Genomic DNA, 11,953 nt, shown 5'->3' with positions numbered 1-11,953 from the left:
CATGCGCGCCGGCGAATAAGGTGTTAAGCCCCTGCCATGAAACCATCGCTAGTCTTGAGAATGGGCCAGCAGCTGACGATGACACCGCAGCTGCAACAGGCCATCCGCCTGCTCCAATTGTCGACCCTGGACCTGCAACAAGAAATCCAGGAGGCCCTGGAATCCAATCCGATGCTCGAACGCCAGGAAGAAGGCGACGACTTCGACAACTCCGATCCTTTGGCCGACAACGCCGAACAAAAGCCCAACACCGACATTCAGGAACCGTCATACCAGGAAACCGCCCCGACGGTGGACAACCTGGAGGAAGGTGAATGGAACGAGCGCATTCCCAACGAGCTGCCGGTCGACACTGCCTGGGAAGATGTCTACCAGACCAGCGCCAGCAGCCTGCCCAGCGGCGATGACGACGAGTGGGACTTCACCACCCGCACCTCTGCCGGGGAAAGCCTGCAGAGCCATTTGCTCTGGCAATTGAACCTGGCGCCGATGTCCGACACCGACCGCCTGATCGCCGTGACCCTGATCGATTGCATCAACAATCAGGGCTACCTCGATGAAACCCTCGAAGAAATTCTCGACGCCTTTGATCCGGAACTCGACATCGAGCTGGACGAGATCGAAGCCGTCCTGCACCGCATCCAGCAGTTCGAACCCGCCGGCATCGGCGCCCGCAACCTCGGCGAATGCCTGTTGCTGCAACTGCGCCAGCTCCCGGCCAAGACTCCGTGGCTGAACGAAGCCAAGCGTCTGGTCAGCGATTACATCGATCTGCTCGGCAGTCGCGACTACAGCCAGCTGATGCGGCGTATGAAGCTCAAGGAAGATGAGCTGCGTCAGGTCATCGAACTGGTGCAGAGCCTGAATCCGCGCCCGGGCTCGCAGATCGAATCGACTGAAGCCGAGTACGTGGTGCCGGACGTCATTGTGCGCAAGGACAACGAACGCTGGCTGGTCGAGCTGAATCAGGAGTCGGTGCCCCGTCTGCGGGTCAACGCACAGTACGCCGGTTTTGTCCGTCGCGCCGACACCAGCGCCGACAACACTTTCATGCGCAATCAGTTGCAGGAAGCGCGCTGGTTCATCAAGAGCCTGCAAAGCCGCAACGAAACCCTGATGAAAGTGGCGACCCAGATCGTCGAGCATCAGCGCGGTTTCCTGGAGTACGGCGACGAAGCCATGAAACCGTTGGTCCTGCACGACATCGCCGAGGCGGTCGGCATGCACGAATCGACGATTTCCCGCGTCACTACCCAGAAATTCATGCATACCCCACGGGGCATTTATGAACTGAAATACTTTTTCTCCAGCCACGTCAGCACCTCCGAAGGCGGCGAATGCTCGTCCACGGCGATTCGCGCGATCATCAAGAAACTGGTTGCGGCGGAAAATCAGAAAAAGCCGTTGAGTGACAGCAAGATCGCTGGTTTACTGGAGGCACAAGGCATTCAGGTGGCTCGCCGCACCGTCGCCAAGTACCGCGAATCCCTCGGGATCGCGCCTTCGAGCGAACGCAAGCGGTTGATGTAAGCCACGTTACAGCGTTCCAGTGGCAGGCTCTTCGGCCTGCCGCTTTATGCACTGGCAACGAAGGAGAAGCTGTATGCAAGTCAACATCAGTGGACACCAACTGGAAGTGACCCAACCTCTGCGTTCCTATATCGAGGAAAAACTCCAACGACTGGAGCGCCATTTCGACAAGATCACCAACGTGCAGGTCACGATGTGCGTCGAAAAGCTGAAGCAGAAAATCGAAGCCACCTTGCATATTCCCGGCAGCGAAGTGGTCGCCAACGCAGAAGATACCGACATGTACGCTGCGATCGACGCACTGACCGACAAGCTGGATCGCCAACTCAAAAAGCATAAGGAAAAGACCCAGAGCCTCCTCCAGGGCGCGACAGGTCGTTAACACCCCCAACCCATGATCCGACTTGAAAGTATCCTGACCCCCGGCCGTTCCCTGGTGAACGTGCCGGGCGGCAGTAAAAAGAAAGCCCTCGAACAGATTGCCAACCTGATCGCCCGCGAAGTGCCGGGTCTGGAGATGCAAGATGTCTTCGAGGCGCTGATCGCCCGTGAGAAACTCGGCTCCACCGGTTTCGGCAACGGCATCGCCATTCCCCACTGTCGCCTCAAAGGCTGTGAAGCGCCTGTCAGCGCTTTGATGCACCTTGATGCGCCTATCGATTTCGATGCCATCGACGGTGCGCCGGTTGACCTGCTGTTTGTCCTGCTGGTCCCGGAAGCTGCCACCGATGCCCACCTGGAATTACTGCGCCAGATCGCCAGCATGCTCGATCGCAAGGAAGTGCGCGAAAAACTGCGCAGCGCACCGAGTAACGAAGCCTTGTATCAGGTCGTCCTGAGCGAGCAAAACGGGCATTAATCATGCGCTTGATCATCGTCAGCGGCCGCTCCGGCTCGGGTAAAAGCACTGCCCTGGATGTCCTTGAGGACAACGGCTACTACTGCATCGACAACCTGCCGGCCGGTCTGCTGCCGGAACTGGCCGAACGCGCGCTGATCCACACCGAACTGGCCCAGCCGCTGGTGGCTGTGTCGATTGATGCGCGCAACCTACCGAGCCACCTGTCGCGTTTCCCCGAGTTGCTGGAAGAAGTCCGCTCCCGGCACATCCAGTGTGATGTGCTGTATCTGGATGCCGACGAAGAAACCCTGCTCAAGCGCTTTTCGGAAACCCGCCGTCGTCACCCGCTGAGCACGGCCAACCGTTCGCTGGCCGAAGCGATCAACGACGAGACCGCCCTGCTCGGGCCGATTGCCGACCTGGCCGACCTCAAGGTCAACACCACCAATCTGAACCTGTACCAGTTGCGCGACACCATCAAGCTACGCCTGCTGAACCAGCCGGAGCCGGGTACGGCCTTCCTGGTCGAGTCGTTCGGTTTCAAGCGCGGCATGCCGGTGGATGCGGATCTGGTGTTCGACGTGCGCTGCCTGCCCAATCCGTACTGGAAGCCTGAATTGCGCGCACAATCCGGTCTCGATGCACCGGTCGCCGAATATCTGGCCGCGCAGCCGGAGGTTGAGGAGATGTTTCAAGACATCTACGGCTACCTGAATAAATGGCTGCCGCGCTTTGCCGCGAGCAATCGCGCCTATGTCACCATTGCCATTGGCTGCACCGGCGGGCATCACCGCTCCGTTTACCTGACCGAACGTCTGGGTCAGGCCCTGCAGAAAACCCTGAAGAACGTCCAGGTTCGCCACCGCGACCTCACTTAAAGGATTCACACCGCGATGCCTGCTCTGGAAATCGAAATCATCAATAAGCTGGGCCTGCATGCCCGAGCGTCGGCCAAATTCGTCGGGGTAGCGGGCCAGTTCCCGGATTGCACGATCAGAGTGGGGCGTACACCCGAAACCACGGTCGATGGCAAAAGCATCATGGCGATGATGATGCTGGCCGCCGGCAAAGGCACCAAGATCTATCTGAGTACCGAAGGCCATCAGGAGCAGGAAGCGCTGGATGCGCTGGTGGCGTTGATCAACAACTACTTCGATGAAGGTGGTTGATCCTGCATGGAGGGGGAGCTTGCTCCCTCTCTGCCAATCAGCCCAGCGCCGTATCCATCACCATCATCAGACAGAACCCGATCAGCAAGCCAAGACTGGCAAGCTTGTCATGACCATTGCGTCGCGACTCGGGGATCACTTCATGCGTCACCACCAGCAACATCGCCCCTGCCGCCAGCGCCAGCCCCAACGGCAACAACAGCTCCGCCAGACTGACCAGCCACGCACAGAGCAGCGCAAACACTGGCTCGACCAGCCCTGAAGCCGCCCCGATCAAGAACGCCCTGGCCCGCGACATCCCCGCCCCGGCCAGCACCAGCGCAATCACCAATCCCTCTGGCACATCCTGCAAGGCAATGCCCATCGCCAGACTGTCGGCATCCGGCATGCCACCACCTGCAGAGACCCCCACCGCCATGCCTTCCGGGATGTTGTGGGCAATGATGGCGAAGACGAACAGCCAGATCCGCGGCGCAATCACCGGGCGCTCAGGGGTACCGACGAGCATTTCCGGTGAGGCGCCGGACAGTTTCAGGTCCACCAGATACAAGCCGAATGCACCGAGCATGATGCCGAAGCAGATCAGCCCGCTGGCTGCCCACGGTGTCAGGCCCAGAGTTTCGGCGGCACCAATGCCCGGCACGATCAGCGAAAACGCAGTCGCTGCCAGCATCACGCCGGCGCCGAAACCCAGCAGCGTATCGCTGAGCATCTGCGGCATGCGCCGGATCACCAACACCGGCACCGCGCCGAGCGCCGTGCCGAGGGCGCAGATCGCCCCACCCTGCAAGGCCCGCGACAGCTTCGGCTGCAGATCCAGCCATTCCAGGCCGTGCGCCGCAAGCAGTGTCATGCCCGCCAGCAGCAACAGCGACCCGACCGCGTAACGAAACATGCGCCCACCGCCAATCGACAGTGTTTCAGTGCCCATAGTCAGCCCTGGATTGTTTTTATAGATGGCTTAAACCAGTGCGGCCTGATAACGCGCGGCGACTTCAGGCCAATTGATCACGTTGTAGAACGCGTTGATGTATTCCGGACGGCGGTTCTGATAACGCAGGTAGTAAGCGTGTTCCCAGACGTCCAGACCGAGAATCGGTGTATTGCCATTCATCAGCGGGCTGTCCTGATTGCCGCTGCTTTCCACGATCAGTTTCTTGTCGGAAGTGACGCTGAGCCAGGCCCAGCCGCTGCCGAAACGGGTCAGTGCTGCTTTGGTGAAGGCGTCCTTGAAACTGTCGAGGCCGCCCAGTTGCTCATCGATCGCCTTGGCCAACGCGCCATCCGGCTTGCCACCGCCATTGGGCACCATGACTTCCCAGAACAGCGAATGGTTGGCGTGGCCGCCGCCCTGGTTGATCACCGCTGCGCGGAGTTTTTCCGGCAACTGCCGGACGCTGGCGACCAGTTTTTCCACCGGCCATTCGGCGTACTCAGTGCCTTCGACGGCGGCATTGAGGTTGTTGATGTAGGTCTGGTGGTGCTTGGTGTAATGAATCTCCATGGTTTGCGCATCAATGTGCGGTTCCAGAGCGTCGTAGGCGTACGGCAAGGCAGGCAAGGTAAAAGCCATTTCAGTGGACTCCATGGTGATGTGAGGCAGGCGCGCGGCGCGCATTGCCGGTATCCGGGTGCAGCAGGCGCTGGGTGCGCGGGTATTCGCCGTGCTCGCTGATGAAATTCAGCAGTTCGACGTAGGTCTTGCTGCTCTGGCGTAGCGCCGCTTCACGCAGCGCCGGACGCAGGCGTTCGTCCTGCATGGTTTGCAACAGCCGTTGATGAATCGCGCAGAGGTACTCTGCGCTCTCCTCCGGCTGATTCAGGCGCAGGTGCAGATCCGCCAGGTTGTGGTGGGAGATGACGCAGGCCGCCACCGCTTCGTCGGCATCGGCCCAGCGCTCGAACAGCACTTGCGCCAGGGCCAGGGCTTGCAGATAAGCTTCACGGGCATCAATCAGCTCGCCCAGCATGAAGCAGCGATTGGCCCGTTCGATCGTGCGTTTCCAGTGCTCCATGGTGAGCCTCCAAAGCGGTTGCGGGATTTACACGCCGCCGGCGGTGAGTTTCTCGGGGTTGAGCAACTCTTCCAGTTGGCTGCGCGACAGATCGGTGTGTTCCAGCGCGACGTCGATCACCGGACGCCCCTGTTTGTAGGCCTGCTTGGCGATTTCGGCGGCTTTCTGATAGCCGATGATCGGGTTGAGCGCGGTGACCAGAATCGGGTTGCGCGACAGCGCTTCCTTGAGCCGCGACTCATTGACCTTGAAGCTGGCGATGGCCTTGTCGCCGAGCAGACGACTGGCATTGGCCAGCAGTTCGATGCTGCTGAGCAGGTTCTGGGCGATGATCGGCAGCATCACGTTCAGTTCGAAATTGCCCGACTGGCCGGCGATGGTGATCACCGAGTCGTTGCCGATCACTTGCGCGGCGACCATCGCAGTGGCTTCCGGAATCACCGGGTTGACCTTGCCTGGCATGATCGACGAACCCGGTTGCAGCCCTTCGAGCTCGATCTCGCCGAGACCGGCAAGCGGCCCTGAGTTCATCCAGCGCAGGTCGTTGGCGATTTTCATCAGCGACACCGCGGTGGCCTTGAGCTGGCCGGAGACGGCGACGGCGGTGTCCTGCGAGCCGATCAGCGCGAACAGATCTTTGCCCGGAGTGAATTGCACATGGGTCAGCTGGCTCAGTTGGCGGCTGAAACGTGCGGCGAACTCCGGATGCGCATTGATCCCGGTACCCACCGCCGTACCGCCCTGTGCCAGCGATTGCAGGCTCGGCAGCAAATCCTGCAGATGACCGATGTTGGCCTTGAGCTGTTGCGCCCAGCCATTGAGCACCTGGCTCATGCGCACCGGCATCGCGTCCATCAAATGGGTGCGGCCGGTTTTGACATGGTGATGCACCTGTTCGGCTTTGTTTTCGATCACCTGCACCAGGTGCAGCAGCGCCGGCAGCAATTGTTCATGCAAAGCCAGGGCAGCGCTGACGTGGATGGTGGTCGGAATGATGTCGTTGCTGCTTTGGCCGCAGTTGACGTGATCGTTAGGGTTGACCGGCTCATCGAGCAGACGGCTGGCGAGGGTCGCAATCACTTCGTTGGCGTTCATGTTGGAGCTGGTGCCGGAGCCGGTCTGGAAGATATCCACCGGAAAATGCTGCATGAAGTCGCCTTCGAGCAGGCCTTGGGCCGCATCGCTGATGGCTTTGCCCTGTGCGGCGCTGATCTGGTTGAGTTCGACGTTGGCCCGGGCGGCAGCGGCTTTGGCGAGGATCAGCGCACGGATGAATTGCCTCGGCATCGGTTGGCCGCTGATCGGGAAGTTATCCACTGCGCGCTGGGTTTGCGCGCCGTAGAGAGCGTCCACCGGCACCTGCAATTCGCCCATGCTGTCGCGCTCAATACGTGTCTTGGTCATCTGAAAATCCTTGCACCAGTTCAATAAGAGGAATCGAAGGAAGCAACTCGCAGGTCGCCAGTTGCCAGGTGTAGCGCTGCCAGCGCTGGAGCCGGCAGTTGCACAGCGACAGGCGCTCCATTTCACGCAGCGGGCGCCAGGCTTGATCGAGACACAGGCTGCGCCAGTGCCACGGCAACGCGATGTCGGTGGCTGTGTCGAGCAGCAGACGGAAGGAGGTTTCAGCGATGGTCCACGGGGAAGTCGCCGTACAGCAGGCCAGATAACGGCCTTCGGCCAGGTAATGTTCGATCAGGCGTGGTTCGTCAGGATCCATCGCGCAACGGATCTGGCGACTCATCCAGCGCCAGCTTTCGAGGTACGGCTGCTCGTGCAAGGCAGAACTCATGATCCGGGACTCGTTCGGAGATGAGATTTATTATTAGATGATAATGAGAACCAAAACAAGAGCGCCTATGTACACAGACTCCATTGTGGGAGCGAGCCTGCTCGCGAAGGCGTCGTGTCAATCGCCGCTGCGGTCGGCTGTTAAATCGCTTTCGCGAGCAGGCTCGCTCCCACAGGGTTTTGTGGGGAGCCAAGAAAAAAGGCGCGCCACCCGATTGGGTGGCGCGCCTTTTTTGTTGCCGCCGGGTTTTAGCTACCCGCGACAGTCATCCGCTCGATCAACACCGAGCCCGTGCGAATATTGCTGCGCAGCTCCAGATCATTACCGACTGCGACGATCTGCTTGAACATGTCGCGCATGTTGCCGGCGATGGTCACTTCCTGCACCGCGAACTGGATTTCGCCGTTTTCGACCCAGAAACCCGCCGCCCCGCGCGAATAATCGCCTGTAACCATGTTCAAGCCATGGCCCATCAATTCGGTGACCAGCAGCCCACGGCCCATGCGCTTCAACAGCGCCGCCTGGTCTTCGTCACCGTGAGTGACGAACAGGTTGTGCACGCCACCCGCGTTGGCGGTGCTCGGCATGCCGAGTTTGCGCCCGGAGTACGTGCCGAGGATGTACGACACCAGTTCGCCCTTCTCGACGAACGGCTTGGCGTAAGTGGCCAGACCATCGCCGTCGTAGGACGCACTGCCCATGGCGCGCATCAGGTGCGGACGCTCGTCGATGGTCAGCCATTCCGGAAACAGTTTCTGCCCCAAAGTGCCTTCGAGAAACGACGATTTGCGGTACAGGCTGCCGCCGGACACCGCCGACAGGAAACTGCCGAACAATCCGCCCGCCAGCTCGGCGGAAAACAGCACCGGCACTTCGCAGGTCGGCACCGGACGCGCGCCCAGACGGCTCGCGGCGCGTTGCGCGGCACGCTGGCCGATGCTCACCGGATCCGCCAGCAAGCTGCCCTGACGGTTCACGTCATACCAGTAATCACGCTGCATCTGGCCATCGGCTTCGGCGATCATCACGCAGCTCAGGCTGTGCCGGGTCGACGCGTAACCGCCGATGAAACCGTGGCTGTTGCCATACACACGGCAGCCCTGATGCGTGCTGAGGGTGGTGCCGTCGGCGTTCTTGATCCGCGCATCGGCGTCGAACGCGGCCGCTTCACAGATCAGCGCCTTCTCGATGGCCTGCTCAGGGGTGATGCCCCACTCGTGAAACAGATCGAAATCCTGCTGATCCCTGGCCATCAGCGCCGCATCAGCGAGGCCCGATGCTTCGTCTTCAGAGGTGTGTCTGGCGATGGCCAGTGCAGCGGCAACGGTTTCGCGAATCGCATCAGGGCCGGTGGCGGAAGTGCTGGCCGAGCCTTTGCGCTGGCCAACATACAAGGTGATGCCAAAACCCTGATCGCGATTGAACTCGACCGTCTCGACCTCACGCTGGCGCACCGACGTCGACAAACCCTGCTCCAGCGACACCGCGACTTCGCAGGCGCTGGCGCCCTGACGCTTGGCTTCGGCGATGATCTGCTCGACCTGTTCCTGCAGTGCCGGCAATGCCTGCGGGCCGACGCTTTGAACTGCACTCATGCTCATCTCCACTCAAATTCTGCTTTCGGCTGGGGTCATCGAGCGACCGGGCCGGACAAGCGGCCCCCGACTGGTTATCATGGCGGCGTTTCTTTGCGGACTGCCACCATGGTTGATTCTTACGACGACTCCCTCGATACGGGAGAAAAAAGCAAATCTCAGGTCAAACGCGAGCTGCATGCTCTGGTTGACCTTGGCGAGCGCCTTACAACACTCAAGCCCGACTTGCAGGCAAAACTGCCATTGACCGACGCTTTGCGCCGGGCCCTGACCGATGCGCCCAAGCACACCGCGAACATCGCGCGTAAACGGCACCTGCAGTTCATCGGCAAACTGATGCGCGATCAGGACACTGACGCGATTCTGGTACTGCTCGATCAACTCGATGCCTCCACCCGTCAGTACAACGAGCGTTTCCACAACCTCGAACGCTGGCGTGACCGCCTGATCGCCGGTGACGATGCCGTGCTGGAGAAATTCGTCGTCGAGTACCCGGACGCCGATCGCCAACAACTGCGTTCCCTGATCCGTCAGGCTCAGCACGAGGTTGCGCAAAACAAACCTCCTGCTTCCAGCCGCAAGATCTTCAAGTACATCCGTGAGCTGGACGATACGCAACGCGGCCTGCGTTGATAGTCGTCAGCGGGTGGCCGCAATGCGCGCCACCCGAAGCTCCACCTCTTCTTATGCGCCCGTGCCACCCACGGTGATCGCATCGATTTTCAGCGTCGGCTGACCGACACCCACCGGCACCGACTGCCCATCCTTGCCGCACGTGCCCACACCGCTGTCCAGCGCCAGATCGTTACCGACCATCGACACCCGGCTCATCGCCTCGGGACCGTTGCCGATCAACGTCGCGCCCTTGACCGGCGCAGTGATCTTGCCGTCCTCGATCAGGTACGCCTCGCTGGTGGAAAACACGAACTTGCCGCTGGTGATGTCGACCTGACCGCCGCCAAGGTTGGCGCAGTAGATGCCCTTCTTCACCGAAGCGATGATTTCCGCCGGATCGCTCTCGCCGCCCAACATGTAGGTGTTGGTCATGCGCGGCATCGGTAGATGCGCATAAGACTCGCGACGACCATTACCGGTACGGGCCACGCCCATCAGGCGCGCATTGAGCTTGTCCTGCATGTAGCCCTTGAGCACGCCGTTTTCGATCAGCGTGGTGCACTCGGTCGGGGTGCCTTCGTCGTCGACGCTCAGCGAACCGCGACGACCACTCAACGTGCCGTCATCGACAATGGTGCAGAGCTTGGAAGCGACCATTTCGCCCATCCGCCCGCTGTAGGCCGAACTGCCCTTGCGGTTGAAGTCGCCTTCCAGACCGTGGCCGACCGCTTCGTGCAGGAGCACGCCGGACCAGCCCGAACCGAGGACGACAGGCAAGGTGCCGGCCGGTGCCGGAATCGCTTCGAGGTTCACCAGGGCCTGACGCAGCGCTTCACGGGCATAACCCATGGCACGGTCTTCGGCGAGGAAATAACGGTAGTCGGTACGCCCGCCGCCGCCATGCCCGCCGCGCTCGCGACGACCATTCTGCTCGACGATCACGCTGACGTTGAAACGCACCAGCGGTCGCACATCAGCGGCCAGGCCTCCGTCGGTGGACGCCACCAGAATCCGCTCCCAGACCCCGGCCATGCTCACGCTGACCTGCTGAATCCGTGGGTCGAGGGCGCGGGTAGCGACGTCGATGCGCTTGAGCAGCTCGACTTTCTCGGCGCGGCTCAACACTTCCAGCGGATTGTCCGGCGCATACAGCTGCGCGACATCCTGAGTGCTGAACGCCTGCACCGTGCCGTTCTGCCCGGCGCGGGAGATCGAACGCGCGGCACGAGCCGCAGCGCCCAGCGCTTCAAGGGTGATCGCGTTGCTGTAGGCAAAACCGGTCTTCTCACCGGACTGCGCACGCACGCCAACACCCTGATCGAGGTTGAAGCTGCCTTCCTTGACGATGCCGTCTTCCAGCGACCACGACTCGGAGATCTGACCCTGGAAATACAGGTCGGCAGCATCGATGCCCGGGCCTGCCAGATCGCCGAGCACGCCTTGCAGGCTCTCGATCGTCACGCCGCCGGGCGCCAACAGGTGATCACTGACTGAGGACAACAACTCGCTCATAGGTTTACGCCTTAAATTCATGTTCTGAAGCAGGCCGCTGTGCGCCCTGCGAGAAAAACCGCCGATGACTCGTCACCGGCATTCGCGCCCTGATGGACGCTTGTTCATCACTGTCGCGTTCGGCCAACAACACCGCTTCGCCTTGATCCTGATGCGCCAGCACACGGCCCCACGGGTCGACAATCGCCGCATGACCGAAGGTTTCCCGCGGCCCCGGATGGGTCCCGCCCTGCGCTGCCGCCAACACATAACACTGGGTCTCGATGGCCCGGGCGCGAATCAGCACGTCCCAATGCGCCGCACCGGTCACCGCGGTAAAGGCCGATGGAGCGGTGATCAACTCGGCACCGGCGGCGCGCAGTTCACTGTACAGCTCCGGGAAGCGCAAGTCGTAACACACGCTCAGACCGACGCGGCCGACCGGCGTGTCCGCCACCACCACGCCACTGCCATAAGCATAGTCATCGGATTCGCGATACCGCCCGCGATTGTCCGCCACATCGACATCGAACAGGTGCAGCTTGTCATACCGCGCGACGGTTTCACCCTGATCGTTGACCAGCAGCGAACAGGCGTGGGACTTGGCCTGCGGTTGCCCGAGCGGCGGCAACGGCAAGGTGCCGGCCACTATCCATAACTTGAGGTCACGGGCGGTCTGTTTCAACCACGGCAGGATCGGCCCTTCGCCGAGCGCTTCGGCGCGGCCGATGTCGGCGATATCGCGACGGCCCATGGCGGCGAAGTTTTCCGGCAGCACCGCCAGCTTCGCGCCGCCGGCCGCGGCCTGTTCGAGCAGGCGTCGAGCCTGCGCCAGATTGGCCAGCACATCACTCTGGCTGACCATTTGAATCACCGCTAAAGACATGGCGCGCTCCGCAACAGGT

14 protein-coding genes are annotated in these 11,953 nt (G+C 61.2%); 6 read left to right on the top strand and 8 right to left on the bottom strand.

Translation table 11 applies throughout. The annotated features are described in order from the left end of the window. Positions 1–36 precede the first annotated feature (36 nt). The 5 genes from ACVHNU_RS00880 to ACVHNU_RS00860 all read left to right on the top strand — a co-directional run bounded on the left by ACVHNU_RS00880 (position 37) and on the right by ACVHNU_RS00860 (position 3,540). The gene (locus tag ACVHNU_RS00880) at positions 37–1,530 is read left to right on the top strand and encodes an RNA polymerase factor sigma-54 (RefSeq protein WP_201135790.1); all 1,494 of its coding nucleotides are present in this window, start codon (positions 37–39) and stop codon (positions 1,528–1,530) included. A 73-nt stretch (positions 1,531–1,603) separates the two neighbouring features. Beyond that, complete coding sequence (hpf, locus tag ACVHNU_RS00875) at positions 1,604–1,912, top strand: ribosome hibernation-promoting factor, HPF/YfiA family (protein WP_003221690.1); 309 nt, start codon at positions 1,604–1,606, stop codon at positions 1,910–1,912. A 12-nt stretch (positions 1,913–1,924) separates the two neighbouring features. After that, positions 1,925–2,389: a PTS IIA-like nitrogen regulatory protein PtsN gene (gene ptsN, locus ACVHNU_RS00870; RefSeq protein WP_003221688.1), complete on the top strand. Its 465-nt coding sequence runs from the start codon at positions 1,925–1,927 to the stop codon at positions 2,387–2,389. 2 nt (positions 2,390–2,391) lie between these two features. Continuing rightward, entirely contained in the window at positions 2,392–3,249 is an 858-nt protein-coding gene (gene rapZ, locus ACVHNU_RS00865) for an RNase adapter RapZ (protein ID WP_473018814.1), read from the top strand. Positions 3,250–3,264: 15 nt separating this feature from the next. Continuing rightward, entirely contained in the window at positions 3,265–3,540 is a 276-nt protein-coding gene (locus ACVHNU_RS00860) for an HPr family phosphocarrier protein (protein ID WP_003221684.1), read from the top strand. A gap of 37 nt (positions 3,541–3,577) precedes the next feature. On the opposite strand, the gene ACVHNU_RS00855 is transcribed toward ACVHNU_RS00860, so the two are convergent. From ACVHNU_RS00855 to pmbA, 6 genes are all read right to left on the bottom strand, one after another. Then, complete coding sequence (locus ACVHNU_RS00855) at positions 3,578–4,471, bottom strand: ZIP family metal transporter (protein WP_226500641.1); 894 nt, start codon at positions 4,469–4,471, stop codon at positions 3,578–3,580. Between the two features lie 30 nt (positions 4,472–4,501). Further along, positions 4,502–5,113, bottom strand: coding sequence for a superoxide dismutase (locus ACVHNU_RS00850; RefSeq protein ID WP_473018813.1), 612 nt, complete (start codon positions 5,111–5,113; stop codon positions 4,502–4,504). Between the two features lies 1 nt (position 5,114). After that, positions 5,115–5,555, bottom strand: a complete 441-nt coding sequence (locus ACVHNU_RS00845; RefSeq protein ID WP_003221677.1) for a hypothetical protein — start codon at positions 5,553–5,555, stop codon at positions 5,115–5,117. Between the two features lie 27 nt (positions 5,556–5,582). Further along, positions 5,583–6,959: a class II fumarate hydratase gene (locus ACVHNU_RS00840; RefSeq protein WP_400499020.1), complete on the bottom strand. Its 1,377-nt coding sequence runs from the start codon at positions 6,957–6,959 to the stop codon at positions 5,583–5,585. Next, on the bottom strand, positions 6,940–7,347 hold the full coding sequence (locus ACVHNU_RS00835) for a FagA protein (RefSeq protein ID WP_103521624.1): 408 nt from the start codon (positions 7,345–7,347) through the stop codon (positions 6,940–6,942). The genes ACVHNU_RS00840 and ACVHNU_RS00835 overlap by 20 nt, the downstream gene beginning before the upstream one ends. Before the next feature lie 248 nt (positions 7,348–7,595). Continuing rightward, positions 7,596–8,942 carry a metalloprotease PmbA gene (gene pmbA / locus ACVHNU_RS00830; protein ID WP_473018812.1) on the bottom strand — a complete coding sequence of 449 codons (1,347 nt, stop codon included), beginning with the start codon at positions 8,940–8,942 and terminating at the stop codon, positions 7,596–7,598. A gap of 108 nt (positions 8,943–9,050) precedes the next feature. Between pmbA and yjgA the strand changes: the two genes are divergently transcribed. Beyond that, entirely contained in the window at positions 9,051–9,575 is a 525-nt protein-coding gene (yjgA, locus tag ACVHNU_RS00825) for a ribosome biogenesis factor YjgA (RefSeq protein ID WP_473018811.1), read from the top strand. 51 nt (positions 9,576–9,626) lie between these two features. Here yjgA and tldD read toward each other — a convergent pair whose 3' ends face one another. Together tldD and ACVHNU_RS00815 are read right to left on the bottom strand one after the other, a co-directional pair. Beyond that, complete coding sequence (gene tldD / locus ACVHNU_RS00820; protein WP_007961588.1) at positions 9,627–11,069, bottom strand: metalloprotease TldD; 1,443 nt, start codon at positions 11,067–11,069, stop codon at positions 9,627–9,629. A gap of 4 nt (positions 11,070–11,073) precedes the next feature. Then, positions 11,074–11,934, bottom strand: a complete 861-nt coding sequence (locus ACVHNU_RS00815; protein ID WP_003221670.1) for a carbon-nitrogen hydrolase family protein — start codon at positions 11,932–11,934, stop codon at positions 11,074–11,076. Between the last annotated feature and the right edge of the window lie 19 nt (positions 11,935–11,953).

Source organism: Pseudomonas sp. Ors-4-3C, from assembly GCF_055755035.1.
This window is presented reverse-complemented; position numbering and strand designations above follow the sequence as displayed.

Bases quoted from the DNA above. Each gene is read 5' to 3' on its own strand.
- ACVHNU_RS00845 (WP_003221677.1), bottom strand. From the start codon at position 5,555: ATGGAGCACTGGAAACGCACGATCGAACGGGCCAATCGCTGCTTCATG.
- pmbA (WP_473018812.1), bottom strand. From the start codon at position 8,942: ATGAGTGCAGTTCAAAGCGTCGGCCCGCAGGCATTGCCGGCACTGCAG.
- ACVHNU_RS00835 (WP_103521624.1), bottom strand. From the start codon at position 7,347: ATGAGTTCTGCCTTGCACGAGCAGCCGTACCTCGAAAGCTGGCGCTGG.
- ACVHNU_RS00850 (WP_473018813.1), bottom strand. From the start codon at position 5,113: ATGGCTTTTACCTTGCCTGCCTTGCCGTACGCCTACGACGCTCTGGAA.
- rapZ (WP_473018814.1), top strand. From the start codon at position 2,392: ATGCGCTTGATCATCGTCAGCGGCCGCTCCGGCTCGGGTAAAAGCACT.
- ACVHNU_RS00860 (WP_003221684.1), top strand. From the start codon at position 3,265: ATGCCTGCTCTGGAAATCGAAATCATCAATAAGCTGGGCCTGCATGCC.
- yjgA (WP_473018811.1), top strand. From the start codon at position 9,051: ATGGTTGATTCTTACGACGACTCCCTCGATACGGGAGAAAAAAGCAAA.
- tldD (WP_007961588.1), bottom strand. From the start codon at position 11,069: ATGAGCGAGTTGTTGTCCTCAGTCAGTGATCACCTGTTGGCGCCCGGC.
- ACVHNU_RS00840 (WP_400499020.1), bottom strand. From the start codon at position 6,959: ATGACCAAGACACGTATTGAGCGCGACAGCATGGGCGAATTGCAGGTG.
- ptsN (WP_003221688.1), top strand. From the start codon at position 1,925: ATGATCCGACTTGAAAGTATCCTGACCCCCGGCCGTTCCCTGGTGAAC.
- ACVHNU_RS00815 (WP_003221670.1), bottom strand. From the start codon at position 11,934: ATGTCTTTAGCGGTGATTCAAATGGTCAGCCAGAGTGATGTGCTGGCC.
- ACVHNU_RS00880 (WP_201135790.1), top strand. From the start codon at position 37: ATGAAACCATCGCTAGTCTTGAGAATGGGCCAGCAGCTGACGATGACA.
- ACVHNU_RS00855 (WP_226500641.1), bottom strand. From the start codon at position 4,471: ATGGGCACTGAAACACTGTCGATTGGCGGTGGGCGCATGTTTCGTTAC.
- hpf (WP_003221690.1), top strand. From the start codon at position 1,604: ATGCAAGTCAACATCAGTGGACACCAACTGGAAGTGACCCAACCTCTG.